We start from the raw sequence: 23,607 nt of genomic DNA, 5'->3' as shown, positions 1-23,607 counted from the left end.
CGAGTGCGAGTGTTCCCGTTCCGATCGAGAGTGACCGGCGCAACGGGCACTCTCGACCGGAACGGGAACTATCAGGAGAGTTGTCAGGCGCCCCAGCCGGCCTGGGTGCCGCCGACGCGGTCGGCCGCGACCTGCTGCTGGTAACCGGATGCCGCGTAGGCGACCATGGGGTCGGCCGCCAGACCTCGAGACTCGCGCCAGGCGGCCAGGTCCCCGCGCACATCCGTGTAGAAGGCGTCCATCAGCAGGCCGTTGGCGCCGAGCACGTCGCCGGATTCCTGAGCCGCGGTGAGCGCCTCGCGGTCGATTAGCAGCGCGCGCGCCGTCATCTCCTGCACGTTCAGCACCGAGCGGATCTGGCCGGGGATCTTGTCCTCCACGTTGTGGCACTGGTCGAGCATGAACGCCACGGTGGAGTCGGGGCCGAAGCCGTCACCGCGGATGACCTCGTAGAGGATGCGGAACAGCTGGAACGGGTCGGCCGCACCCACGATCAGGTCGTCGTCGGCGTAGAAGCGGGAGTTGAAGTCGAAGGAGCCAAGCTTTCCGAGGCGCAGCAGCTGAGCGACGATGAACTCGATGTTGGTGCCGGGGGCGTGGTGGCCGGTGTCGAGGCAGACCAGGGCCTTGTCACCGAGGGCCGCGACCTGGGCGTAGCTGGTTCCCCAGTCGGGGACATCCGTGTGATAGAAAGCCGGCTCGAAGAATTTATACTCCAGCACGAGACGCTGGCTGTCCCCGAGCCGGGCGTAGATCGCGCCGAGGGAGGCGGCGAGGCGGTCCTGCCGGCCGCGGATATCACCCTGGCCGGGGTAATTGGTGCCGTCGGCAAGCCAGATCTTGAGGTCGGCGGATCCGGTCGCGTGCATGATGTCGATGCACTCGAAGTGGTGGTCGATAGCCTTCTGCCGCACCGCGGCATCCGTGTGGGTGAGGCTGCCGAACTTGTAGGCATCGTCCTGGAAAGTGTTGGAGTTGACGGTTCCGAGCGCCAGCCCGCGCTCGCCGGCGTAGTCGCGGAGCGCCGCGTAGTCGTCGACCTTGTCCCAGGGGATGTGCAGCGCGACTTTCGGCGCCAGCCCGGTGTATTCGTTCACCTGGGCGGCGTCGGCGATCTTCTCCTGGATGGTGCGCGGCGTGCCGGGGGTGGAGAACACCTTGAACCGGGTGCCCGAATTGCCGAAGGCCCAGGAGGGCAGCTCAATGGCCTGCGCCGCGAGCTGGGTGGTGATGGTGTCGAATCTCGTCATCGTCGTGTCACTTCTCTGTGGGGGTCGGTGTGAATTCCAAATGAATCGTGTCAACCGCGTCAAGAGCGGCGAGCTGGTCCTCGAGGTGGAACACCTCGGCAAGACGCACGAAGCCCTCGTCGGGAGAGCCCTCGAGATTCTCGAAGAACTCGGCCATCGCGGCCTGCCAGCGGACATTCACCTCAGTGGCCGCCATCCCCGCCTGCGCCGCCGCGAGGGAATCGGTCTCGAAATACCCGATCAGGATGCCGTCGGGGCGGAGGAACAGAGAGTAGTTCTGCCAGCCGGTCTCGTGAAGGGCCCGTAGCATCTCCGGCCAGACGGAAGCATGCCGTCGGGTGTATTCCTCTATGCGGTCCGGTTTGACCTGCAGCTGGAAGCACACGCGCTGCACGGGCTACCGCCCCCCGAGATCGACGTGGCGGTGTTCGAGGCCGAGCAGGCTCGCGGCGGCCTTGATGTCGCCGGCGCGGTGCCCGAGGCAGAGGGCCCAGTGATGACCGATGCCGCTCTGGCTCCACTCATCCACCCAGACGCCGGGGTCGCCGCCGAAATCGACGCGGGAGGTGGTGTTCCCGATGGCGAGCAGCGGCCCGGGCACGACCTCGCCCTCAGCGGTGATGAATACGTAGCGGCCGTCGGGGTCCTGCCCGATGCCGAAGGTGGTCACCGGGCCCGGCGTCACGTCGAACTCCACCGAGACCCCCCAGCCGCGCTTGCCGTGGTAGATGCCGAGCCCACGCAGCAGCGGGTCCCGTGCGCTGACCGCGAGGTGCGCGGGACCGTCGTGGCCCATCTCAACCACGCCGTCAAAGAAGTTGAGTGCCTGGATCTCGGTGAACGAGCCACCGGCACCGATCGCGTGGCTGGCGAGCATCGCGATCGAGGTACGGAGTTCGTACTCCCCCGCCATCGGGATGCCGCGGTCCGTCAGGATCGAGGCGCCGAGGATCATGCCGGCACCGAGTCGCTCGTGCTGCTCGCCGGCGAGGCCGCGATGGTAGTAGGCGAGCGAATCGAGATCGAAGTCCGCCACGAGCCCGTCAAGGCCCACGGAGACCTTCGCGCCCCAGGCGAAATCCTCCTCGTTGACGGAGGCGTCAACCTGGAACAGCTCCCTGGCGAGGAGAATACGGTCGGCGATCTGGGCATCCGTCACCTCGTTGACACGCTCGCGGAGGTCGTCGAATTCGAGCACCTCGACATGGGAGCCGAAGGTCGCGGAGACGCTGCTGAGGTCGGTGGAGACATCCAGCATTCCGGGGTAGAGGTGGCCCATCAAGCCATGCCGGGCGGTGCGGAGCGTGGCGCGCACGCCGGCCGCGTGCACCCACGAGATGATGCGGTCCCAGGCGCTCTCCTGGCGGAGGTATCCGGACACCGAACGAAACGGGATGCCGGCCCGGCGGAACACGTTCGCGACCTCGGGCACCGGGCACTGGCCGCAGTAGGCGAGCCACTGTCCGGTGTCGAAGGCGGAGTGGTCCATGGCCTCGGTCGGCTGCAGGTCGATCACCAGCACGGGCGTCTTCGCCCGCTGCGCGATCGGCAGCACCATGGACGAGGTCAGGTAGGTGGCGAGGAACACCACGATCAAATCGCAGTCGGCCAGCCGCAGTTTCTCGGCGGCAATGCCCGCTTCCTGCGGGTCGGAGATGAACCCGACGTCGACCACCTCGGTATCGAGCCGGGTGAAGCGTTCGGTGACATAGCGGGCGGATGCCTGAAGCTCCGGCAGCAGGTCGGGGAACTGCGGCCAATAGGCGCCGAGCCCCCCGGAGACCAACCCGATCCGGGTGGGTCTGCGCTTCTTCGGCGCCAGCAGTTCGCTGGCCGAGCGGCGAAAATTCTCGTTCATGGCTGGCTCCTGGTGAAGGTGAGGGGGTGAGGGACGGATGCCTGGGCATCCGCCCCTCACGGGTGCTGCGGTTCGGTGCGAGGACGACCTAGAAGTCGTACTCGTCGATGTTGGCGGCGTCGAAGACCGTCGGCGGGCCGACGATGACGATGCCGTCGGCTCCGACCTCGCGCTCGCCCAGCTCGCCGGCCTCGAAGGTGTCACCCTCGGCGCCGGTCATGTCGCCGTCGGCGAGCGCCTTGCCGGCGAACGCGGCGACGTAGCCGAGCTGTGCCGGGTCCCAGAGGGCGAACGCGGTGACGGTTTCGTCCTTGACGAAGGGGCGCATCTCGTTCGGCAGGCCGAGCCCGGTCAACGCGACCTTGCCCTTGTACTCCGAGGTCGAGAGGTAGCGGGCCGTGGCGGCGATGCCGACCGTCGTGGGCGAGATGATGCCCTTGAGGTTCGGGTAGGCCTGCATCAGGCCCTGGGCCTCCTGGAACGACTTCGTGTCGTCGTCGTCGCCGTAGACCTTCGCCACCAGGGTGATGTCCTTGTACGCGGGGTTGGCGGCGAGCTCCTCCTCCATGAACTTGATCCACTCGTTCTGGTTGGTGGCGTTCGCGGTGGCCGACAGGATCGCGATCTCACCGGAGCCGCCGATCTGTTCGGCGATCAGCTCGACCTGGATCAGGGCGACGTCCTTGGCGACGACCTGGCTGATGAACACGTCACGGTATTTCGGGTTGGTGTCCGAGTCGAAGGCGACGATCTTGGCGCCCGCGGCTCTGGCTTCTTCGAGGGCCGGGCCCACGGCATCCGGGTCGTTTGCGGCGATCACGATGACGGATGTGCCGGCCTGGGTCTCCGCGTTGATGAAGGACACCTGGCTGGACGCGCTGGCCTCGAGCGGGCCGACGACCTCGGTCGCGGCGAAGCCGGCCTCTTCGGCGCCGGCCTCGCCGCCGCCGAGCACCACGTCGGTGTAGGGGTTGTTGAGCTGCTTGGGGATGAAGGTGATGCTGAGGTCGCCGTCGGTTCCGCCGCCGGCGCCCGAGTCGGTGCCGGTGTTGGTGCCGGTGTCGGAGGCGCAGCCGGCGAGTAGTGCGACGGCCGCGACGACCGCGGTCACCGACGCGAGGCGCCGGGCTGACGCACCTTTCCGGGTGTGATTGCGAATGAACTCCATTGTCATTTCCTTTCCTGGACGCCAGGTGCGGTGGCGCTGGTTGCTCCCGAGGCAGGTACCTGGGGAAGTGTTTTGTGCATCCGGCGGCCGTGCCGCCAGCGTTGGAGCGCCTCGAAAACGCTCGGTGCGACAACGGATGCGATCAGCAAAGATCCGGTGACGATGATGAGCACCACGTCGGAGATCCGCTCAAGCCGAAGGGAGAAATTGATGGTCCCGATCAGGAGGACGCCAGCGATGACCCCGGGGATCGAACCCTTGCCGCCGAAGATCGACACCCCGCCGAGGAGCACGGCCGCGATCACCGTGAGCTCGAGCCCGCTGGCGTTGTCGCTGCGGGCGCTGGAGTAGCGCAGGGTCCAGTAGATCCCGGCGAGCGCCGACACCGACCCGGTGCCCACGTAGAGCCAGAACTTCGCGCGGGCCACCCGGATGCCGACGAAGGTCGCGGCCTCCTTGCTGAAGCCGATGGCGTACAGGCCGCGGCCGAACGGGGTCAGGTGCAGCAGCACCCCGAAGAACAGGGCCACGGCGACGACGCCGATCATCACGGTCGGGATACCCGTGCCGCCGATCTTCGAGGTGAAGAACGCGGTGAGCCCGGGCGGGAAGTTGGCGACGGCGTTGTCGCCGATCACCACGAGCGCCAGCCCCCGATAGAGCGCCAGGGTGCCGATGGTGACCGCCAGAGACGGCAACCCGACCACCGCGATCAGGAACCCGTTGAACGCTCCGGCCACCACACCGGCGAAGAGGCTGATCGCCAGCACCAGGCCGATGTCGAGGCCGGAGGCCCAGAGCACCCCCATCAGCGCGCTCGTCAGCCCGGCGATGCTGGCCACGGACAGGTCGATCTCGCCCGTGATGATGACCAGGGTCATCGGCATGGCGATCAGGAGCACCGGGATCACGTCGAGCAGCAGGAAGCCGACCGTGACCGGGGATGCGAAGCGGGGAATCGCGATGCTGGCGTAGAGCACGAAGGCGAGCAGCAGGTAGATCATGATCGCGTCGCGGCCGAGCAGGATGCGCGCAGCCCCGGTGCGGCCCTTCGGCTCGGTGGTCAGGGTCTTGGTGGTGTCGATCAGCCGGGTGTCGAGGGAGGAGATCTTGTCCGCCGGCGGCAGCGGTGAACTGCGGGTGATGGGAGAACTGGGCTCAGACATTACGGGCCTCACTGATTCGGAGCTTGCGGGCCGATCGCACGCTGGCGATCCGGTCGATGATGATGGCGCTGAGGATCAGCACGCCGACGATGGCCTCCTGCCAGAACTTGTCGACCCGCAGGGCCGTGAGAGCGCTGGTGATGGTGGTCAGGAGCAGGGCTCCCATGGCGGCGCCGACGACCGAGCCGCTGCCACCGAAGATGGCCACGCCGCCGACGACCGCCGCGGCGACGACGGCCAGCTCGAGTCCGCTGCCGGTGGTGGCGCCGACCGAGTTGAACCGGCTGGCGTAGAGCACCCCGGCGAGGCCGGCCAGAACACCGTTGGTGAGGAAGGCTAGAAACACCCGGCGGCTGACCGGGATGCCGAACAGTTTCGCGGCATCCGGATCGGACCCGATCGCATAGAGGTCCCGGCCGGGCCGGGTGCCCGCCAGGTAGACGGCCACGATCACGACGACGACGACGGCGATCAGGGTGATCAGCGGGAAGCCGAGCACGGTGTCGACCGAGAGCGAACCGAACGCGTCGGGCCGGTCGCCGGCGAAGTACTGCGTGCCGCCGGCCCAGGCGTTGTTGAGGCCGCGATAGATATAGAGCGTGCCGAGGGTGATCACGAGCGCGGGAACCTTGGCGACCGTCACCAGGAGGCCGTTGATGGCGCCGAGCAGGGCGCCCAGGAGCATCCCGGCCAGGAACACGACGACGATCGGGATGCCCGGCACGGTCGCGAAGAGGGTGCCGGTGCCGAAGGCGACGAGGCCGAGGATGGAGCCGACCGAGAGGTCGACGTTGCGGGTGATGATCACGAGGGCCTGGCCGACGGCGAGGATGATCACGATGGTCGCGTTCAGCAGCAGGTCCTTGACCCCCTGGGGACTGAGGAACAGCGGATTCACCACGGTGGTGATGATCACCAGGGCGATCAGCGCCACGGTGACCGGCAGTTCCCGCAGGCGGAGGAAGGCGCCCAGGCGGGACGGCGCCGCGGAGGCGATGCGTTCGGCCTTTCCGGGCGGCCGGGTCGGGGCAGTGGTCATTGTGTTCGCTCCAGTGATGCGGTGGCCGCGTGCATGATCGATTCGGGAGTGGCTTCGGCGCGGCTCAACTCGGCGGTGATGCGCCCCTCGTGCATGACGAGCACCCGGTCGGCCATGCCGAGAACCTCGGGCAGTTCGCTCGAGATCATCAGGATGGCGATCCCCCGGTTGGCGAGGTCGGAGATGAGCCGGTGCACCTCGCTCTTGGTGCCCACGTCGATGCCGCGGGTGGGCTCGTCGACGATCAGGAACTTCGGGTCGGTGGCCAGCCACTTGGCGAGCACGACCTTCTGCTGGTTTCCGCCGGAGAGGGTGGAGACGGCGTATTCCTGCGAGGTGGTCTTGACCTGCAGACGGCGGCCCCACTCGGCGGCGGCGGCGCGTTCGGCGCGGCCGTTGATGATGCCGAAGCGGGCGACCCGGTCGCGCAGGGTCAGCGCGGTATTGCGGCCCACGGACAGGTCCATCACGAGTCCCTGCTTGCGGCGGTCTTCGGGCACGAAGCCCATACCGGCGTCGATCGCGGCCTTGGGGCTGTGCGGCTTGAGCAGCGTGCCGGCGAACTCGACCGTGCCGCGATCGTAGGGGTCGATGCCGAAGACGGCCCGGGCCACCTCGGTACGCCCGGCCCCGACGAGGCCGGCCAGGGCGACGACCTCGCCGGCCTTGACCTCGAAGGTCACGTCAGCGAAGACGCCGGCGCGGCCGAGCCCCTGCACCGAGAGCACGGTGTCGCCCACCGGGGCGACCTCCTTGGGGAACAGCGCCCCGACGTCGCGTCCCACCATTTCGTGCACGATGGCGTCGACGGTCACCATGCTGGTGACATGGGTCGCGATGTAGCGCCCGTCCCGCATCACGGTGATGCGGTCGCAGAGGGCGAAGACCTCGTCGAAGCGGTGCGAGATGAAGAGGATGCCCGCACCCTGGGTCCGCAGGTTGCGGGCCACCTGGAAGAGGCGCTCCACCTCGACGCCCGACAGTGCGGCGGTCGGCTCATCCATCACGAGCACCTTGGCGTCGAGGGAGATGGCCTTGGCGATCTCGATGATCTGCTGGTCGGCGATCGACAGTCCCTCGGCGACCCGGTTGGGGTCGATGCGCACGCCGAGCTGGTCGAAGAGGTCACGGGCGGCCGTGCGCATGGCGGCCCGGCTGATCAGGCCCAGTCGGCCCTTCGGCTGGCGCCCGATGAAGATGTTCTCGGCCACCGTGAGGTCGGGGAAGAGAGTGGGCTCCTGGTAGATCACGGAGATCCCGGCGGCCTTGCTGTCGGCCACGGTGCGGAATGACACCGGCTGCCCGTCCACCTGGAACTCGCCGGCGTCGAGGCGGTAGAGCCCGGCCAGGATCTTCACGAGGGTGGACTTACCGGCCCCGTTCTCACCGACGAGGGCGTGGATCTCACCCGGCAGGATCTCGATGTTCCCATCGGCCAGGGCGACGACCGGCCCGAAGGCCTTGACGGCACCGGACAGGGTCAAGCGGGGTTCGGGTGGCCCATCGTCAGCGGTCATGGATTCGGTTTGCATGGCGTCGTGGGCCTCCACAGTGAGGGATGAATCGTTTCAGAGAACGTGTACTCAGCGAATATAGGGTGAGACGGGGGCATCCGTCAACGGTCAAAAAACTGCAATTGCCGAAACGTGACTCAACCGACACCTCAGGAGGGTCAGAGGGGTTGATTCGTTTCAATTTTGAGGCGGTGATCTACACTTCACCTAGGGGCAGGCAACGCAGGGCGAAAGGTCGACGATGGCAACGGTGAGTGTGCGCGAGGTCGCGGCCCGCGCCGGGGTGTCGGTCGGCACCGTCTCCAACGTGCTCAACCGTCCCGCTAAGGTCTCCCCGGCAACCGTGGAGCGGGTGCAGGCGGCGATCTCCGATCTCGGATTCGTGCGCAACGACGCGGCGCGGCAACTCCGGGCCGGCCGCAGCCGCAGCATCGGGCTCGTCGTGCTCGACGTCGCCAACCCGTTCTTCACGGATGTCGCCCGCGGCGCCGAGGACCGGGCCGCCGAAGAGGGTCTCACCCTGCTCCTCGGCAACAGCGACGAGAACATCGACCGCGAGAGCGCCTACCTCGACCTGTTCGAGGAGCAGCGCGTGCACGGCGTCTTGATCTCCCCGCTCGGCGAGGTCGGGGACCGGCTCGTGCGCCTGCGCGCCCGCGGCACCCCCACCGTTCTCGTCGACCGGCAGACGGCCGACCACAGTTTCTCCTCCGTGGCCGTCGATGACGTGGCCGGCGGGCACCTCGCCGCGAAGCACCTGGTCTCGATCGGGCGCACCCGGATCGCGTTCGTGGGCGGGCCGCAGGGCATCCGTCAGGTTGCCGACCGACTGGAGGGCGCGCGCCAGGCCGTTCGGGAGCATCCGAACGTGTCGCTTGAAGTGATCAGCACGGAGTCCCTCTCGGTGCTGCAGGGACGCTTCGTGGGCGAGCAGCTGCGCGCCCGCAACCCGGCCGACCGGCCGGACGCCGTGTTCGCGGCGAACGACCTGCTCGCCATCGGCGTGCTGCAGGCCCTGAGCATGCTGGGTGATGTGCGAGTTCCCGAGGATGTCGCGCTCATCGGCTACGACGACATCGCCTTTGCGGCGGCGGCCATCGTGCCGCTCTCCTCCATCCGACAACCGAGCGCCCTGATCGGCCACACTGCCGTCGACTTGCTGCTGCGCGAAGCCGCCGGCGGCGACGATTTCGTGCACGAGCAGATCGAGTTCCAGCCGGAGCTGATCGTGCGGGATTCCACCGGCGGCTGACCGCTCCCACTCCGCGCTCTCCCCCTCCGCCGCGCCTCCCACCGCCCAGAACCTCGCCGGTCTCGAACCGCTTGCGGCCCGCTCCTAGACTTGAGCCCATGACGTCGCAGCCCCTGCTCAACAAAGACACCCGCCTGTGCATCTCCCTCGCCGCCAGGCCGAGCAACTTCGGCACCCGCTTCCACAACCACCTCTACGCCGAGCTGGGGCTCGATTTCATCTACAAGGCCTTCACCACGACGAATCTCGCCGCCGCGATCGGGGGCGTGCGGGCCCTGGGCATCCGTGGCTGCTCCGTGTCGATGCCCTTCAAGGAGGATGTCATCGCCCTGGTCGACGAGATGGACGCCTCGGCGAGCGCCATCGCCTCGATCAACACCATCGTCAACGACGACGGCTACCTGCGGGCCTCGAACACCGACTACATCGCCGCCGCCGATCTGATCCGCGCGCGCGGCATCGACCCGGCCACCCCGTTCCTGCTCCGCGGCAGCGGCGGCATGGCGAAGGCCGTCGCCGCGGCCTTCCGCGACTCCGGGTTCGAGCACGGCACCCTGATCGCCCGGAACGAGGCACGGGGGCAGGCCCTCGCCCACGAACTCGGCTACCGCTGGGCGGCCGAGCCGGCCGGACTCACCGCACCGCTGCTCGTGAACGTCACCCCGATCGGCATGACCGGCGGGGCCGAGGTGAACGACCTGTCCTACTCAGCCGAGGCGATCGCCGACGCGACCACCGTGTTCGACGTGGTCGCGCTGCCGGCGGAGACCCCGTTTGTTCTGGCCGCGCGGGCAGCCGGCAAGGTCGTGATCACGGGGGCCGAGGTCATCGCGCTCCAGGCTGCGGAACAGTTCGAGCGCTACACCGGGGTGCGCCCGACGCCGGAGCAGGTTGCCGCGGCATCCGCCTTCGCCCGCACCCACGCGGGGTAGCGCGAGCCCGAGCCAATTCGACGGCATTGCCGGCATGGCGACTGCAGCCTTCGCTATCCGCGACGCCGGGGTACCCGGCGAGAACATCCACATCCTCGAGGAGCTGGGGCACGTTGGCGGCGCCATGGATGCCGTGGACTCTCCGGCAATTCGTGGCGCCATGGTCACGCGCGGGGCCCGGATGTTCTGCGAAGAGGTGTACCAGACCACGTGGGACCTGTTCTCCACCATTCCCTCGCTCGAGGACCCGGATGTCACTGTCCGGGAGGAGATGTTGGATTGGAATGACAAGCACGAGACCCATGGCCGGACCCGGCTGGCGGATGCGCGGCACCGCGTCCTGGACGCCACCGGCTACGGCCTGGACACGCGCAACCGTTTCGAGATATCGCGCATGCTCGCCCTCCGCGAGAAGACTCTGGGCGCCCGCCGCATCGAAGATCTCTTCAGTGAGCACTTCTTGCAGACCAATTTCTGGCACATGTGGCGCACCACGTTCGCGTTCCAGAAGTGGAATTCGGCCGCCGAGCTTCGCCGCTACTTCCTGCGATTCATCCAGGAGTTCGAAAACCTCGACACGCTCTCCGGGGTGCGGCGGACCACGTACAACCAGAATGACTCGATGATCGTTCCGCTCCAGCGCTGGCTTGTGTCTCAGGGCGTCGACGTGCGCTTCGGCACGCGCGTCACGGATGTCGACGTCACGAATTCTCCCCAGCGGCGGCGCGCGACGCGCCTGCACGTGGAGGACTCGGCCGGTAGCAGCGAGATCGACCTCGGCCAGAACGACCTCGCCTTCATCACCATCGGCTCCATTGTCGCCGACACCACCTACGGCGGCAACGACACCGTGCCGCCGCTGATCCGGGACCGGGTGGACGGCAGCTGGTCACTCTGGGAGAAGTTGGCCAAGAAGGCCCCGGACTTCGGTCGCCCCAACACCTTCTGCGGCAACATCGACGAGAGCAAGTGGGAATCGTTCACCCGCACGATGCACAGCGACACGCTCGTCAAGCGGTGGGTCGAGTACACCGGCAACGAACTGGGTACCGGTGCCATGACGACGTTGATCGAATCGGGCTGGTACATGTCGGCCGTCGTGGTGGCGCAGCCGCACTTCGCCAATCAGCCCGAGGGCACCTACACGATGTGGGGCTGGGGGCTGGAGATCGACAACGAGGGCGACTACGTCAAGAAGACCATGGCGCAGGCGACCGGAACCGAGATCCTCACCGAGCTCATGCACCAGTTCGGCTTCGAAGACATCCTCGACGAGGTGCTCGCCACGACCGACGTCACGACGTCGATGATGCCGTACGCCTCCGCGCTGTTCGCCCGGCGAGTTCCGGGCGACCGCCCCAAGGTCATCCCCGACGGAGCGCAGAACTTCGCTTTCCTCGGGCAGTTCACCGAACTCCCCGGCGACGTCGTGTTCACCGTGGAGTACTCGATCCACGGGGCCATGCGCGCGGTGTACGAGTTCCTCGGGGTCGACCGGGAGATCCCGCCGATCTTCAAGGGTCTGCACGACCCGAAGGTCCTGGTCAAGGCACTTCAGGCTGCCTACTGAGCGGCCTTCGCAGTCCCGCTAGTTCGCCCGAGGCCGCGATCTGGATTCCAGCCCTTCAACACGCATCGATAGAAAGGTCTGAACGAGGGCGACTTCGTCAAGACTCGGAGGCCATTCGTTGTGGGACGAGTTCCAGGAACAGAATCACCCAGTTTTCTGAACACCACTGTGGCGGGTAGTTCCAATAACTCACAGGCCGCTGAATCACCGGGCAATTTTCGGCACTTTGGCATACATCCTCTGCGCTCTGCCAAATAATCCTCTACCGGCCCAGCAACGTGGCCACCTCGTCGAGCGACTCCCCGTATTCGTGAACTACTGGGTGACACCCTCGAGCAGGATCGCGAGCTCGTCGAGTTCGACGTCCCAGCCCTCTCGGTTCTGCTCAAGACGTTCGCGACGGTAGCGGGTGCCGCCGGGGAGTGTGTCGAAGCCCGATTCGATCACCGTGACATCCGTCCCGGCACCAGCATCGGCGATGGTGAAGCGCACGTGCGTCGAGTACTCGTCGAGCTCCTCGGCGGGGATTCCCGACCAACGGAAGCCGAACGAGCCGTCGGGCACCACCTCGGTGATTTCGATCGGGAAGCTGCCGTAGTCATCCCAGTCGATGCTGCCGGTAGCACCGGGCTCGAGCGCGGCGAACCCAACACCGTCTCCAAACCACTTGGCCATCACCTCGGGGTCGGTCAGCGCCTTCCAGACGATCGCGCGCGAGGCCTCGATGTGCACGGTGCGGGTCACGGTGTGGCCCTTGATTCTTGCGTGATCAGACACGGTGATTCCTTCACGTTCGAGCTGAACGCGACGGGACATTGCCCGCCGAGCGGCACGTCAACGAGTTCTGCAAACGCACTTCATCGAGCGTACCCATGATTGCGTATCTGTTCACGGGCGGGAGAAGTCCGGGCACGCGAGTGGCACCGCATTAGAGGTCGGTCTGTGGGGATCTCCGGAGCCCGGAGCGCATGGACGCCGCACGAGCCCAAGCGTTCCGGCAGCTCGACCTGCCGCGCCTAGACCGCGGTATGACGCTCAACCGGGCGACGGAGGATCCAAGCCTCGGGCAGACATGTGACGGCCCACGTTTGGTTGGCGGACGGTAGTGGCTTGACCCTCGAGGCTCCAAGCTCCGGCCAGGGCCCGAGTCTTCGCGTTGGACATACGCAGTGTGGCTGCAGAAAAGAGAAGTGCCGCTCAGCTGGTGGGCTACGCGGCACTTGATGGTGCTGGTTGGGGACGGCTAAGCTTGCTCCCTGTAGTTTCCGAAGCTCGATCCCGATGTCTTCCAGACGGTCCGCGGCGTTTGCATCTAAGCTCTGGAAGTGCTCGCGGATCTAACGGAGCTGGTACCAAGACTCGATCTCGTCGACCGCCATTTCTTTGCCACCAACCAGCATCGTGGATTCACCGATCAGGTCAGACCTCGGGGTGCCGCGGCAGACGCTCTACGCCGCGCTAAACAGTTTCGGCGAATACGCTCCGTTTGCGGCCGTCTGAGAATGAACATGGGAGTGCGCCAGAACAAAGCGACTCCTCGAGAGGCCGCCGCGGACGAGGCGTCACTCAGAACGTTATGCTTCCCAACAGAACCCCTGAAGTCGGAGGACCAGCATGAATGGTGATGGCACACAGAATGAACCGATCCAAGACCAGCATTCTCAATCGGACGAGGACAAGGTGGCGGGGATTCTCGCGCAAGTGGAAGCTGACCTCGCCGGCCACAGCGAACCGCAAGTCCTTGAAGCGCTGCGTGAACGATTCGCAGATGCTGGACACACCGTGAGTGACGAAGCACTCCAAGACCATGCGCGTCGAATCGTCGGTCTCGACCCGAACGCTTTCTCCGGCAAGACACTATGACTTCCTAACAGCGATGCGGCACCACCATCGCCGATACCGACAGGATGCTGCTCGGGCACTCAGGAACGGCGTAGGAACCGGATCAGAACCGCGGACCCAGGCCAGCGACAAACAATAGCGTCGCCGCCGCCGGCCGAGGACCCCTCGACCTGTGCGAGACATCAGCGCAACGGCGGCTGAATCTGGACGGGGAGGACTGGGTGGAAGCCCCTTCGGTCACTTCACTTTCGGGCACTGTCATTTAGTCAGGATCAGCTACATGGGAAGAGGCTACCCGCGGCGTCATTCACCGGGGGCAGCCTCCGCCGCTTACCAAGTTCTTACTCGGTGATGCGCTCCACCTTTCCCACCAGGAAGACGTACGAGCAGATACCGATGGCAGTGATGACGGTCATGTAGACGAATGCAGGGGCAAAGTCCGTCTTTGAGACCAACAGCCCGATCACGATCGGCGTCGCTATTGACGAAAGGTTGCCGATGAAGTTGAACATGCCCCCGGTCAGGCCCATCAGTCGTGCAGGAGCCATGGCTGAGACCAGCGACCACGTTATTGATGCGAGCCCATTCCCGAAGAACGCGAGGCACATGAACGCGATCACCAATGTGGTGTCGTCCGTGAAGTTGGCCCCGATCATCATCATCGATAGGAGTAGTCCGGTGATGATGGGAAACTTCCGGGCCGCTCCGAGACTGAAACCGCGCTTGACCAGATTGTCCGACAGCACCCCGCCGATGAGGACACCGACGAGTGCGGCGAGGAATGGGAGCGAGACCAGAAACCCACTCTTGATGTAGTCCATTTGGCGATAGTTCACCAGGTAACTCGGGAACCAGGTCAGGAAGAACCACAGCGTGGAGGTCAGGCAGAATTGGCCGAGGTAGATACCCCAGAGCTTGCGGCGGCGCAGGACGATGAGCATGTCGGTCCAGGAGATCTTTTTCCGGCCCGTCTTCGGTGCTGGCGCCAAGTCAACTAGCCCACCACCCTCGCGGATGTAGTCAACCTCGGCGGCGTTTGCCTTGGAGTCCTTCGGGTCCCGGTAGGCCACGTACCAGACGAGACCCCACACCAAACCGGCCGCTCCGGTGAGCACGAAGACCCAGTGCCAACTGAGCACGTACTGCAGCCACGTCAGCACAGGGGTCAGCAGCGCCAAGCCGATGAACTGGCCGGAAGTGTAGAACCCGATCGCCGTCGCGCGTTCCTTCTCAGGGAACCAGCGCGTGGCCACCTTGTTGTTGATCGGGTAGGCGGGAGCCTCGAAAACTCCGACGGCCATCCGCAGAACGATGAGCGCCGCGAAGCTTCCGACGATTCCCATGAAAATCGTTGCCAGTGACCACAGAACAAGGCACGCCGGGTACAGCAGGCGTGGGTGCACTCGGTCAACGAGCCACCCGCCTGGCAGCTGAAGCGCGGCATACGTCCAGCCGAAGGCGGAAAGCAGGAGGCCTTGCTGGGCGGTGTCGAGACCGAACTGTTCGGATATCAGCGGTGCTGCAACGGAAAGGTTGGCCCGGTCCATATAGTTGATCACCACAGTGACGAAAAGCATCAGCGCGATTGCGTATCGGGCCTTCGTCGAGCCTGCCAAGGCCGTCGTCGTATCGGGCCGGGATTTCACTGTGTTTGTCATCGGTTTACCACTCCGCGAAGGAGCCGTCGGCGTGACGCCACACCGGGTTGCGCCAGCGCGCACCTTCTTTGGCGCGTTCGATCACGTAGTCCTCATTCACTTCGATTCCGAGGCCAGGCCCGTCGGGAAGCGACACCATTCCGTCGTTGTAGGCGAACACGGAGGGGTCTACGACGTAGTCAAGAAGGTCATTGGACTTGTTGTAGTGAATACCCAGGCTCTGCTCCTGGATGAATGCGTTATAGAGGTTCGCGTCCAACTGCAAGCAGGCAGCGAGGGCGATCGGCCCGAGCGGACAATGCAGTGCGACGGCGACGTCGTAGGCCTCGGCCATGGCTGCAACCTTGCGGGTTTCCGTGATGCCGCCACAGTGGGAGGGATCGGGTTGGATGATATCCACCGCGCCGCTGGAAATGATGTCCTTGAAGTCCCAGCGAGAGAACAGGCGTTCGCCGAGGGCAATGGGCGTGGGAGTATTCCGCATGACGTCTAGAAGGCTGCTCACGTTCTCGCTCAGAACCGGCTCCTCGATGAACATCAGCTTGAACGGCTCTAGCTCTTTGATGAGCACCTTCGCCATTGGCTTGTGAACGCGACCGTGGAAGTCCACGCCGATACCGACATTGGTTCCGACGGCTTCCCGAACCGCTGTCACGTTAGCGATGCATTTCTCGACCTTGTCCCAGGTATCGATGAACTGCAATTCCTCCGTGCCGTTCATTTTCACAGCAGTGAAGCCACGTCCGACTGCATCCCTTGCGGCGGCGGCCGTGTCGGAGGGTCGGTCTCCGCCAATCCAGGAGTACACGCGGATCTTGTCGCGGACCTTGCCGCCGAGCATTTCGTGCACGGGAATGCCGAGTGCCTTGCCCTTGATGTCCCACAGGGCCTGATCGATGCCGGCGAGGGCGCTCATGTGGATGCCGCCACCCCGGTAGAAGCCGGCGCGGTACAGCACGGTCCAGATGTCCTCAATGTTGCGCGGATCCTTGCCGATGACATAGTCGGAAAGCTCTTCCACAGCGGCTGCGACGGTGGCCGCTCGACCCTCCAGGACGGGTTCGCCCCACCCGACGATTCCTTCGTCTGTCTCAATCTTCAAAAAGAGCCAACGCGGCGGAACCGAGTAGGTGGTGAGTTTGGTGATCTTCATTCTGACTTCCTTGTCGAGTCGAGCGACGATGCCCAGGCTGCAATCATGGCAATAGCGCGCTGGCGAAGTTCTTCGACAGCGATGCCTGGTTTGTACAGTGACGAGCCGATCCCAAAGCCGGTTGCTCCGGCGGCCATCCATTCCCCGATGTTGGCGGCATCGACGCCACCTACCGGGATGAGACCGATTTCTTTGGGTACGACTGCAGTCCAGGCCTTGAGCCCGTTGATCCCCACTTGGTCTGCGGGGAAGATTTTGACGCTTGTGGCGCCGGCGCCGATCGCAGCGAACGCGTCACTCGGTGTGGCGGCGCCCGGGAAACTCAGCATTCCCAGGCGAATCGTTTCGGCGATGACAGCGACATCCGTGTTGGGAGACACGATGATCTGTGCGCCGGCTTCGTGACACTGCCGCACCTGCTTGACGGTGAGGACTGTGCCTGCCCCGACCATGCAGTTCGCGGGCAGCGCCTCTTTAAGGGCACTGATGGTTAGAAGCGGGTCGGGGGAGTTGAGCGGAACTTCCAGCGTTCTGAAGCCGGACTCGTAAAGACACTCGCCGACGGAGACGGCGTCTGAGACGGTAAGCCCGCGGAGGATGGCGATCAGGCCGATAAAGGTGCGTGGCAGTGCGCTGGATGATTCTGTCAATTTCCTGGCTCTCGATAGGTGGTTGATGCGGAGCGATGCTGTTGCCTGGCGGAGACAGGGGAAGCCTGCGGAGTGGGATGGGATGGATCAAGCTGCCCGACCAATCCGGCTGCGACCGCAAGGCGCCACATGCCGGTGGCGGCCGAATCGCTGATCCCACGCGGCGTGGGCAGATCAAACTTGACCAGCGCGCGCCTGTAACGTTCGCTGAGATCCGCCTCACCGCAAATGAGAACCTCATCGACGTCGACTTCCCGCCATAACGTCGAGGCCGAGGCCACCTCGTCGCCGATCAACAGACCCGAGAGGTAATCCTCGACTTCGTCGGCGGCGATCCCCCCGGTCATGGCGAGGGTACGGGCGGAAAACGCGGTGCCCAGAATTCCCCCGCCAACTGACGCCGAAGCGGCAACATCCAAGCCCTTGCCAAACGCTTCCCAGTTGGCATTCCCGGAGGGCGACGCAAGTTGGGACAGTGTGCTCTCAGTCGTCAGCAGGGCAAAAAACTCACCCGTCATAAAGGTCTTGAATGCCCTGACCGTTGTTCCGGCAACGCGCACCCATTTCGAATGCGTTCCCGGCAGAAGGACGATCCGATCTATGTTGGAGTTATCAGAGGTCCACGAGCTCTCACCCAGCGCACCTAGAACTTGCGTCTCTTCGCCGCGAATTACGTCAGGCACACCCTGGTCAGCGATCAGGCCGGGGATGATGTGGACCACCGATCCATCCCGTGCCGGAACCGTCGTCATCACAAAACCGTTGTCGACGAGATCAACCGGTAACGAACGGTAGGGAGTTTCAACCCAACCCTGGTTACTGCCAACCATTCCGCAGGCAACGACCGGGAGTTTCGGCAAGGTCTCGAGCCACTCCCCGCACAGCTGCTCATAAGCTCTCTCAAAAGCTTCGGTTCGCGGCGTCCCTGCGGACACGGCGGATGCTGTTAGCGCCTTCACGCCAGACTGTTGGCGGCGTTCGGCCAGTACTTCGCCGTCGTCACCCAGAAGGAACGCCCGGCACGAGGTCGTACCCCAGTCCAGCCCAATCATTCGTGCGCGGCCTTGACTCGTCATTGATTCGTGTTCCCTCAGATTCGGTTCGCGGCGATTGTGCTTCCGCTCTCGCACATCAGACTGACCGAGCTATCCCTATATATCAAATGGTGTTCCACATATCGGGATATACTGAAAATTCACTAAGCGGAGGCGTTCGCATGAGCACACAGGAACCAACGGATCGTTCGGGTCTGCGGACCCCACCAGCCGGAACACAGACGCTCGCACGAGGGTTGGAGATTATTCGTGCCATCAGCGATGGCGCGACGGATCTCCGGTCAGTCTGCGAGGCCACCGGCCTGGGTCGCAGTACGGCGCACCGCCTCATTCAGCTGCTGCAACAGTTCGGTTACGTCCGCAGCGCACTCGGCGCCGACTACTGCCTCGGGCCCACGCTGATAGAACTCGGCTTCCAGGCCTTGTATCAAAGTCCGGCGTCGACTGTCGCACGACCGTACCTAGAGTTGCTGTCCCAGAAATACCTCGACACCGTGCACCTTGCCGTCGAGGAAGAGGGGCAGGTGCTCTACGTCGACAAGATATCGGGCTCCCGCGGCGCTGAAATGCGTTCGCGTATCGGGTATCGAATGCCGCTGAGCCAGACCGGAATCGGAAAAGCGCTTCTCCTCGACGAACCCGGCCGATGGAGCAGCGTCTTCGACAAAGAACATCACGCCCCCGACACACTGCCCGAGATCAAGGCACTCTTCTTGGAACGGATGGCAGAGTATGCCACGGTCGGAACCACCTTGGACCTTGAGGAGAATGAACCCGGCATCCGGTGTGTGGCAGCCCCCGTGCGCAATGGAAGCGGAGCCGTCGTCGCGGCGATCAGCATTTCAGCCATAACCCCGTACATGCCCATGGAACGAATGCGCGCTCTCCAACCCGTGATGAAACAGGCGGCAGCTGAGATTTCCAAGAAACTCGGACACTCCGGGGCAGGCGCTGCATAGGGCTTGGACTGAGATGATCAACGAGTCCCTGCAGCAGCCCCCAGCGCGCCCGCGTACTGAAGGCCTTCAGCCGAGCGAATTCGAATCGCCGACACTGCAGTCGCTACTCCCTTCCGTTCGCCGGCCGGATAAGTTCAGGATCCTCGCGGTCCAAGGTGCGGACATTGTTGGCTTTCCGGGACACCGCGTACGGCGCCACGGTCTTGGCGATCGCAACGGAGCTGCGATCAAGCATCGAAAGGGCATGCTCCTTGACCCTGATCTTCTCCGGGCGAGCACCATCACGGAGAAGGACCTCAAGCGAGCCGAACGATGCGGCATTCTGGGCAGCACCAGTAGGGGCCTTCATCTGTGCCCTCGATCACCATAGGCACCAAGCAGCGTTTGCAGTTCGGCGCACCCAGGTCGTCGTCCATGACGGCCCCACTACGCGCGCACCGGGGGTTGGTCTTTTGGAGGGAGCGGAACCGGACGCGGTGTCTTCCGCGTCGCGAATGACGCGCCATTTCCATTTTCGTCCCGTGGACACCATTCTCCGTCTCAGCTGAGGCCAATGACGCGGCTCACACCGATGCCAGCATCTCCCGCCATGCTTCGTCAACCTGATCTGTGAGATCAATGCCGTGCCGTCCTGCCTGGCCGACACGGATCGCAATCCCATTGGTGTGCTCGCGGTGGACTCCGAATTCCTTAACCTCAGCAGCCGTCCACTCAAAGGCGCCCTGCACCCGATCATTCAGGGTGTCGATGAGCACGAAAATGCACGCGTCGAATCCGAATGAGCGGATCACTGAGAAGACAGCCGACGGGCTCGTCTCAGGTCGGATGTTCCGAACCTTGACCTGGACACGTCGGCCGTCTAATGCGATGAGGTCGTAGGCCTTCTCAGAATTCGGTGCCAGCGTGCCTCCGTAGACAATTGACGCCGCGTACTCCGCCAGATCGCCGACGGGAGCGTTGTTGGTCCGGACAAGTCCACGCTTGCGGAGTTCTTCGAGGATTGAAGCGTAGGTGCCAAGCAGCTGTCCGACGGTCCAGCTCTCCCCGATGAAGGCCGGCCGCGATTCTGCCTCGGCGGCCCCTGCGCTTCCGAAGTGCTGGCGAACGAGGTCAGCCTGATCGTCGGTGAGGCTCCAAGGCTGCCACCGTTCTACCTCTGGGCGGATTTGATTCGCGCGAAGCCACCCACGCACCTGACGCGGATCCACTCCGAGCTCGCCGGCGAGAGCGGTGGGCGTAATCGTGTCGTCATCGAGCAGCATGGAGTCGAGCCTAGCGAACTGTTGACGGGCCAAACGTTGTCATCGGGAATGCGCCATACGGTGGGGGCAGGACTGGCTTTCGCGCCTGGCAAAAAGACGGTGATCTCTCGGGTTAGCGACCGAGATCCCCCCAAATCAGAGATGAAAGCAGCGGTATTCGTATGGACGGGCCATCGCATCAACCTCCAAAGGGGTGGTGGATGAGGGCGAGCACTTCACCCGCAAGTGACGATTGCGTACGCCCCAGTTGATGCGAGCTCCATTACGACCTTGCCATCCACAAGCATCTGACAGGTGATTGTGTCGCCGTCATGCATCTGCGCACTGAAATTGCCTCGCCCATATGCGCCGAGCGTTGAAAAGGTTTCATACGTCTGGCTCCAAGGAAGGGCCGCACCGGTCGCCTGTTGTCAGCGACGGTTGAATACCCAGCCAGAATCGACGGTTGAAAACTAGTCCACTCGACCACGATTGGATGGGTGATCACAGTGGAAGATTGGGCGTTGATTCGTCCCCTTCACAAGAGCGAGGGCGTGTCGCCTCAACTCGCACTTGCTCACACCCGCTCACAAGGTGTTCCGTTACTGCGGCGTTACCGCTGGGTCAATCCCGGCAAGAAAAAACCCCCCGCTTCCCAGTGAAACAAAGGGATGCAGGGGGATTTCTGTGGCGGTACCGGTGGGATTTGAACCCACGGTGGAGTCTCCCCCACACAACTTTTCGAGAGTTGCACCTTCGGCCGCTCGGACACGGTACCGAGGGAGAGTTTAGTTGAAATCAGGGGCCGTGCGCCAATCGCTGCGGCGGAGATCCGTCGCTGAACGGTCCCGAACGGCCCCGAACGCCCCGGAACAGCGCCAACCCAGCACAGGGCGGTATTCTCTCCGGGTGATAACCGCGAACCACAGGCTCCGTTCCTTTGTCCTGACCGCCGGGTCCCTGGCCACCGCGGCCGGCCTTGGTGCCGCCGTCGTCGTCAACTACCGGGGCTTCCAGCGACGCATCGCAGAGAGCTCAGTGATTCTCAACGAGACCCTGCCGGTGCACTCCCTCTGGTGGCGCACCCGAGCCAAGGACAAGGGCGCGCTGCTCTACGCCGTCATCGGAGATAGCGCCGCGCAGGGCATCGGGGCGAGTTCCCCGCCCCGCGGCTACGTCGGAATCCTGACCGACCACATCCGTCTGTCCACCGGCAGAACGGTGCGCGTGGTGAACCTGAGCGTGTCGGGCGCGACTGTCGAGCTCGCCGTGCGCGACCAGTTGCCCAAGTTCGTGAAACTCACGCCCGACATCGTCACGGTCGCGATCGGCGCCAACGACATCGCCCTTTGGGACGCCGCCGTGTTCGAGGCCGGCATCCGGCAAATCTTCCAAGCCCTCCCCTCGCACGCCCTGGTCGCCGACCTGCCCTGCTTCCACCTGCCCCGCAACGAACGGATGGTCGCCGTCGCCAACCGCATCATCCGCCAGGTGGCCGCGGAGCACCGGCTCGCCGTGGTGCCGTTGCACGCCACGACCAAGCGGCTCGGGCTGCGCAGCGTCGCCACGCATGTCGCGGGGGACCTGTTCCACCCCAATAACCGTGGCTACCGGGCCTGGGCCGACGCGTTCCTGCCGGCGCTGAGTGCTCATCTGGAGCGGGGCATCCGGCCTGCCGACCCGGTCGGGGCCGATGCGCCCAAAGCGCCTGCCGACCTGCCCGCCACCCCGCCCGCCGGCCTCCCCTCCCCCGCCGCCGAACCCGCATCGGCGCCGACCGCGAGCACCCTGGAAACCGGCGGTGTCAGCGGCCCGAGCTAGGCTCACAGAATGGCCAGACCCGTTTCCTCCTTCCGCTGCACCGAGTGTGGCTGGACCACCCTGAAGTGGGCAGGTCGCTGCGGCGAATGCCAGCAGTGGGGCACCGTGGTCGACACCACCGAGAAGGCCAGCCTGGCGCGCGCACTCAAGCCGGCCAGCGTCAGCGGCCCCGGTGTCGCCCGCCCGATCACGCACGTCGACACGACGGCCGTCTCGCACTGGCCGACCGGCATCGCCGAGTTCGACCGGGTACTGGGCGGCGGCATCGTGCCCGGCTCGGTCATCCTGCTCAGCGGCGAGCCCGGCGTCGGCAAGTCCACGCTGCTGCTCGAGGTGGCCTCCAAAGCCGCGGCCGCCAAGTCCCGCGTGCTCTACGTCAGCGCCGAGGAGTCGGTCAGCCAGGTCCGGCTGCGCGCCGAGCGCACCGGGGCGCTGCAGCCCGAGCTGTACATCGCCGCAGAGACCGACCTGGCCACCATCCTCGGCCAGATCGACGCCGTGCAACCCAACCTGGTCATCGTCGACTCGGTGCAGACGGTGGCCAGCTCACTCTCCGACGGTCTCGCGGGCATGCCCAGCCAGGTACGGGAGGTGGCCTCCACGCTGATCCGGGTGGCCAAAGACCGCAACCTGCCCATCCTGCTCGTCGGGCATGTCACCAAAGACGGCTCGATCGCCGGGCCTCGCCTGCTCGAGCACCTCGTCGACGTGGTGTGCCAGTTCGAGGGTGACCGGCAGAGCGCGCTGCGCTTCGTGCGTGCGCTCAAGAACCGGTTCGGCTCGACCGACGAGGTGGGCTGCTTCGAGATGACCGGCGACGGCATCGCCGAGGTGCCCGACCCGAGCGCGCTGTTCATGAGCCGCGGCTCCACCCCCGTGTCCGGCACCTGCGTCACGGTGGCGCTCGAGGGCCGCCGGGCGATGCCGGTCGAAGTGCAGGCCCTGGTGATCAAGACCCAGGCCCCGAACCCCCGCCGCGTCACCAACGGGGTGGACTCCTCACGGGTGGCGATGCTCCTCGCGGTGCTTGAGCGCCGGGCGAGCCTGTCAGGGCTGGGCAGCATGGATGTCTACGTGTCGACCGTGGGCGGCATCCGTCTCACCGAGCCGGCCGCCGACCTCGCCATCGCCCTCGCCATCGCGTCCGCGTTCAAAGACAAGCCCATCGCCCAGGGTGCCGTGGCCTTCGGCGAGATCAGCCTGGCCGGAGAGGTGCGGCCGGTGACGGCGGCCAAGTTGCGGGCGGCCGAGGCCGCCCGTCTCGGGTTCACCATCCGTCTCGACGCCGACGCCGGGTCGATCGGCACCGCGGTGGCCGCGGCGATCGCGACCGGCCAGTCGGCACGCGACGTCGAGCTCGATCGAGCGTTCTAGCTGTTCTTCCCATTGACGTTGTGAACGCGGTCGATGGGTGATTTGCCGCCGATGCCGGTATGGGGCCTGTGGTGATTGTAGCTATGGATCCAGTCTTGGTATGCG

General features: G+C 65.0%; 22 protein-coding genes, 1 tRNA gene and 1 pseudogene. 7 read left to right on the top strand and 17 right to left on the bottom strand.

Translation table 11 applies throughout. The annotated features are described in order from the left end of the window. Window positions 1-83 precede the first annotated feature (83 nt). The 7 genes from rhaI to E3T28_RS03065 all read right to left on the bottom strand — a co-directional run bounded on the left by rhaI (window position 84) and on the right by E3T28_RS03065 (window position 7,998). Window positions 84-1,250, bottom strand: coding sequence for an L-rhamnose isomerase (gene rhaI / locus E3T28_RS03095; RefSeq protein WP_134427862.1), 1,167 nt, complete (start codon window positions 1,248-1,250; stop codon window positions 84-86). Window positions 1,251-1,257: 7 nt separating this feature from the next. Continuing rightward, on the bottom strand, window positions 1,258-1,635 hold the full coding sequence (locus E3T28_RS03090; protein ID WP_338145380.1) for an L-rhamnose mutarotase: 378 nt from the start codon (window positions 1,633-1,635) through the stop codon (window positions 1,258-1,260). A 12-nt stretch (window positions 1,636-1,647) separates the two neighbouring features. Further along, complete coding sequence (locus E3T28_RS03085; RefSeq protein ID WP_134427858.1) at window positions 1,648-3,108, bottom strand: L-fucose/L-arabinose isomerase family protein; 1,461 nt, start codon at window positions 3,106-3,108, stop codon at window positions 1,648-1,650. Window positions 3,109-3,196: 88 nt separating this feature from the next. Further along, window positions 3,197-4,276 carry a rhamnose ABC transporter substrate-binding protein gene (gene rhaS, locus E3T28_RS03080; RefSeq protein ID WP_134427856.1) on the bottom strand — a complete coding sequence of 360 codons (1,080 nt, stop codon included), beginning with the start codon at window positions 4,274-4,276 and terminating at the stop codon, window positions 3,197-3,199. A gap of 2 nt (window positions 4,277-4,278) precedes the next feature. Then, on the bottom strand, window positions 4,279-5,442 hold the full coding sequence (locus tag E3T28_RS03075; RefSeq protein ID WP_134427854.1) for an ABC transporter permease: 1,164 nt from the start codon (window positions 5,440-5,442) through the stop codon (window positions 4,279-4,281). Further along, the gene (locus E3T28_RS03070) at window positions 5,435-6,481 is read right to left on the bottom strand and encodes an ABC transporter permease (RefSeq protein ID WP_134427852.1); all 1,047 of its coding nucleotides are present in this window, start codon (window positions 6,479-6,481) and stop codon (window positions 5,435-5,437) included. The genes E3T28_RS03075 and E3T28_RS03070 overlap by 8 nt, the downstream gene beginning before the upstream one ends. Continuing rightward, window positions 6,478-7,998 (bottom strand): sugar ABC transporter ATP-binding protein, encoded by a 1,521-nt coding sequence (locus tag E3T28_RS03065; RefSeq protein WP_134427850.1) that lies wholly within the window; start codon window positions 7,996-7,998, stop codon window positions 6,478-6,480. Before E3T28_RS03065 ends, E3T28_RS03070 begins: the two co-directional genes overlap by 4 nt. Window positions 7,999-8,236: 238 nt before the next feature. Between E3T28_RS03065 and E3T28_RS03060 the strand changes: the two genes are divergently transcribed. From E3T28_RS03060 to E3T28_RS03050, 3 genes are all read left to right on the top strand, one after another. After that, a complete protein-coding gene (locus E3T28_RS03060) occupies window positions 8,237-9,247 on the top strand; it encodes a LacI family DNA-binding transcriptional regulator (RefSeq protein ID WP_134427848.1) in 1,011 nt (336 codons plus the stop codon). Between the two features lie 98 nt (window positions 9,248-9,345). Continuing rightward, complete coding sequence (locus tag E3T28_RS03055; protein ID WP_134427846.1) at window positions 9,346-10,179, top strand: shikimate 5-dehydrogenase; 834 nt, start codon at window positions 9,346-9,348, stop codon at window positions 10,177-10,179. A 34-nt stretch (window positions 10,180-10,213) separates the two neighbouring features. Then, on the top strand, window positions 10,214-11,749 hold the full coding sequence (locus E3T28_RS03050; protein ID WP_134427844.1) for an oleate hydratase: 1,536 nt from the start codon (window positions 10,214-10,216) through the stop codon (window positions 11,747-11,749). 315 nt (window positions 11,750-12,064) lie between these two features. On the opposite strand, the gene E3T28_RS03045 is transcribed toward E3T28_RS03050, so the two are convergent. Next, window positions 12,065-12,526 (bottom strand): SRPBCC domain-containing protein, encoded by a 462-nt coding sequence (locus E3T28_RS03045; protein ID WP_166786909.1) that lies wholly within the window; start codon window positions 12,524-12,526, stop codon window positions 12,065-12,067. A gap of 837 nt (window positions 12,527-13,363) precedes the next feature. On the opposite strand from E3T28_RS03045, the gene E3T28_RS03040 reads away from it, so the two are divergent. Next, the gene (locus E3T28_RS03040; protein WP_134427840.1) at window positions 13,364-13,612 is read left to right on the top strand and encodes a hypothetical protein; all 249 of its coding nucleotides are present in this window, start codon (window positions 13,364-13,366) and stop codon (window positions 13,610-13,612) included. Window positions 13,613-13,932: 320 nt separating this feature from the next. Here E3T28_RS03040 and E3T28_RS03035 read toward each other — a convergent pair whose 3' ends face one another. Genes E3T28_RS03035 through E3T28_RS03020 form a run of 4 tightly spaced genes read right to left on the bottom strand, consistent with a single transcriptional unit; the run spans window position 13,933 to window position 18,104 of the window. After that, on the bottom strand, window positions 13,933-15,249 hold the full coding sequence (locus tag E3T28_RS03035) for an MFS transporter (RefSeq protein WP_134427839.1): 1,317 nt from the start codon (window positions 15,247-15,249) through the stop codon (window positions 13,933-13,935). A gap of 4 nt (window positions 15,250-15,253) precedes the next feature. Continuing rightward, window positions 15,254-16,402 carry a galactonate dehydratase gene (gene dgoD / locus E3T28_RS03030; RefSeq protein WP_134427837.1) on the bottom strand — a complete coding sequence of 383 codons (1,149 nt, stop codon included), beginning with the start codon at window positions 16,400-16,402 and terminating at the stop codon, window positions 15,254-15,256. Beyond that, entirely contained in the window at window positions 16,399-17,052 is a 654-nt protein-coding gene (locus E3T28_RS03025) for a 2-dehydro-3-deoxy-6-phosphogalactonate aldolase (RefSeq protein WP_134427835.1), read from the bottom strand. Before E3T28_RS03025 ends, dgoD begins: the two co-directional genes overlap by 4 nt. Further along, window positions 17,049-18,104, bottom strand: a complete 1,056-nt coding sequence (locus E3T28_RS03020) for a 2-dehydro-3-deoxygalactonokinase (RefSeq protein WP_166786908.1) — start codon at window positions 18,102-18,104, stop codon at window positions 17,049-17,051. The genes E3T28_RS03025 and E3T28_RS03020 overlap by 4 nt, the downstream gene beginning before the upstream one ends. Window positions 18,105-18,268: 164 nt before the next feature. Between E3T28_RS03020 and E3T28_RS03015 the strand changes: the two genes are divergently transcribed. Further along, window positions 18,269-19,066 carry an IclR family transcriptional regulator gene (locus tag E3T28_RS03015; protein WP_134427831.1) on the top strand — a complete coding sequence of 266 codons (798 nt, stop codon included), beginning with the start codon at window positions 18,269-18,271 and terminating at the stop codon, window positions 19,064-19,066. Window positions 19,067-19,169: 103 nt separating this feature from the next. Here the strand turns inward: E3T28_RS03015 and E3T28_RS03010 are convergent, their stop codons facing one another. The 4 genes and pseudogenes from E3T28_RS03010 to E3T28_RS02995 all read right to left on the bottom strand — a co-directional run bounded on the left by E3T28_RS03010 (window position 19,170) and on the right by E3T28_RS02995 (window position 21,085). Next, entirely contained in the window at window positions 19,170-19,415 is a 246-nt protein-coding gene (locus E3T28_RS03010) for a hypothetical protein (protein WP_134427829.1), read from the bottom strand. A 214-nt stretch (window positions 19,416-19,629) separates the two neighbouring features. Further along, window positions 19,630-20,328, bottom strand: coding sequence for a DUF6998 domain-containing protein (locus E3T28_RS03005; protein ID WP_198417141.1), 699 nt, complete (start codon window positions 20,326-20,328; stop codon window positions 19,630-19,632). Window positions 20,329-20,543: 215 nt separating this feature from the next. Beyond that, a pseudogene (locus E3T28_RS17710) lies at window positions 20,544-20,723 on the bottom strand (MmpS family transport accessory protein); the annotation flags it as partial. Window positions 20,724-20,995: 272 nt separating this feature from the next. Beyond that, a tRNA-Ser gene (locus E3T28_RS02995) sits at window positions 20,996-21,085 on the bottom strand. A 131-nt stretch (window positions 21,086-21,216) separates the two neighbouring features. Between E3T28_RS02995 and E3T28_RS02990 the strand changes: the two genes are divergently transcribed. Together E3T28_RS02990 and radA are read left to right on the top strand one after the other, a co-directional pair. After that, on the top strand, window positions 21,217-22,128 hold the full coding sequence (locus E3T28_RS02990; RefSeq protein ID WP_241979139.1) for an SGNH/GDSL hydrolase family protein: 912 nt from the start codon (window positions 21,217-21,219) through the stop codon (window positions 22,126-22,128). A gap of 9 nt (window positions 22,129-22,137) precedes the next feature. After that, window positions 22,138-23,502 (top strand): DNA repair protein RadA, encoded by a 1,365-nt coding sequence (gene radA / locus E3T28_RS02985; RefSeq protein ID WP_134427827.1) that lies wholly within the window; start codon window positions 22,138-22,140, stop codon window positions 23,500-23,502. Here radA and E3T28_RS02980 read toward each other — a convergent pair. After that, window positions 23,499-23,607: integrase core domain-containing protein (locus tag E3T28_RS02980; protein WP_166786907.1), on the bottom strand; the 109-nt coding region annotated here is incomplete at its 5' end. The genes radA and E3T28_RS02980 overlap by 4 nt on opposite strands.

The sequence above is a fragment of the Cryobacterium sinapicolor genome, assembly GCF_004403465.1.
Taxonomy (GTDB): domain Bacteria; phylum Actinomycetota; class Actinomycetes; order Actinomycetales; family Microbacteriaceae; genus Cryobacterium; species Cryobacterium sinapicolor.
The sequence above is the reverse complement of the archived record's forward strand: the minus strand, read 5'-3'. Positions and strand labels throughout refer to the sequence as shown.

Coding starts and splice junctions, on each gene's coding strand:
- E3T28_RS03055 (WP_134427846.1), top strand. CDS start 9,346: ATGACGTCGCAGCCCCTGCTCAACAAAGACACCCGCCTGTGCATCTCC.
- rhaI (WP_134427862.1), bottom strand. CDS start 1,250: ATGACGAGATTCGACACCATCACCACCCAGCTCGCGGCGCAGGCCATT.
- E3T28_RS03005 (WP_198417141.1), bottom strand. CDS start 20,328: ATGCTGCTCGATGACGACACGATTACGCCCACCGCTCTCGCCGGCGAG.
- rhaS (WP_134427856.1), bottom strand. CDS start 4,276: ATGGAGTTCATTCGCAATCACACCCGGAAAGGTGCGTCAGCCCGGCGC.
- E3T28_RS03070 (WP_134427852.1), bottom strand. CDS start 6,481: ATGACCACTGCCCCGACCCGGCCGCCCGGAAAGGCCGAACGCATCGCC.
- E3T28_RS03065 (WP_134427850.1), bottom strand. CDS start 7,998: ATGACCGCTGACGATGGGCCACCCGAACCCCGCTTGACCCTGTCCGGT.
- radA (WP_134427827.1), top strand. CDS start 22,138: ATGGCCAGACCCGTTTCCTCCTTCCGCTGCACCGAGTGTGGCTGGACC.
- E3T28_RS03015 (WP_134427831.1), top strand. CDS start 18,269: ATGAGCACACAGGAACCAACGGATCGTTCGGGTCTGCGGACCCCACCA.
- E3T28_RS03060 (WP_134427848.1), top strand. CDS start 8,237: ATGGCAACGGTGAGTGTGCGCGAGGTCGCGGCCCGCGCCGGGGTGTCG.
- E3T28_RS03035 (WP_134427839.1), bottom strand. CDS start 15,249: ATGACAAACACAGTGAAATCCCGGCCCGATACGACGACGGCCTTGGCA.
- E3T28_RS03040 (WP_134427840.1), top strand. CDS start 13,364: ATGAATGGTGATGGCACACAGAATGAACCGATCCAAGACCAGCATTCT.
- E3T28_RS03020 (WP_166786908.1), bottom strand. CDS start 18,104: ATGATTGGGCTGGACTGGGGTACGACCTCGTGCCGGGCGTTCCTTCTG.
- E3T28_RS03010 (WP_134427829.1), bottom strand. CDS start 19,415: ATGAAGGCCCCTACTGGTGCTGCCCAGAATGCCGCATCGTTCGGCTCG.
- dgoD (WP_134427837.1), bottom strand. CDS start 16,402: ATGAAGATCACCAAACTCACCACCTACTCGGTTCCGCCGCGTTGGCTC.
- E3T28_RS03085 (WP_134427858.1), bottom strand. CDS start 3,108: ATGAACGAGAATTTTCGCCGCTCGGCCAGCGAACTGCTGGCGCCGAAG.
- E3T28_RS03075 (WP_134427854.1), bottom strand. CDS start 5,442: ATGTCTGAGCCCAGTTCTCCCATCACCCGCAGTTCACCGCTGCCGCCG.
- E3T28_RS03050 (WP_134427844.1), top strand. CDS start 10,214: ATGGCGACTGCAGCCTTCGCTATCCGCGACGCCGGGGTACCCGGCGAG.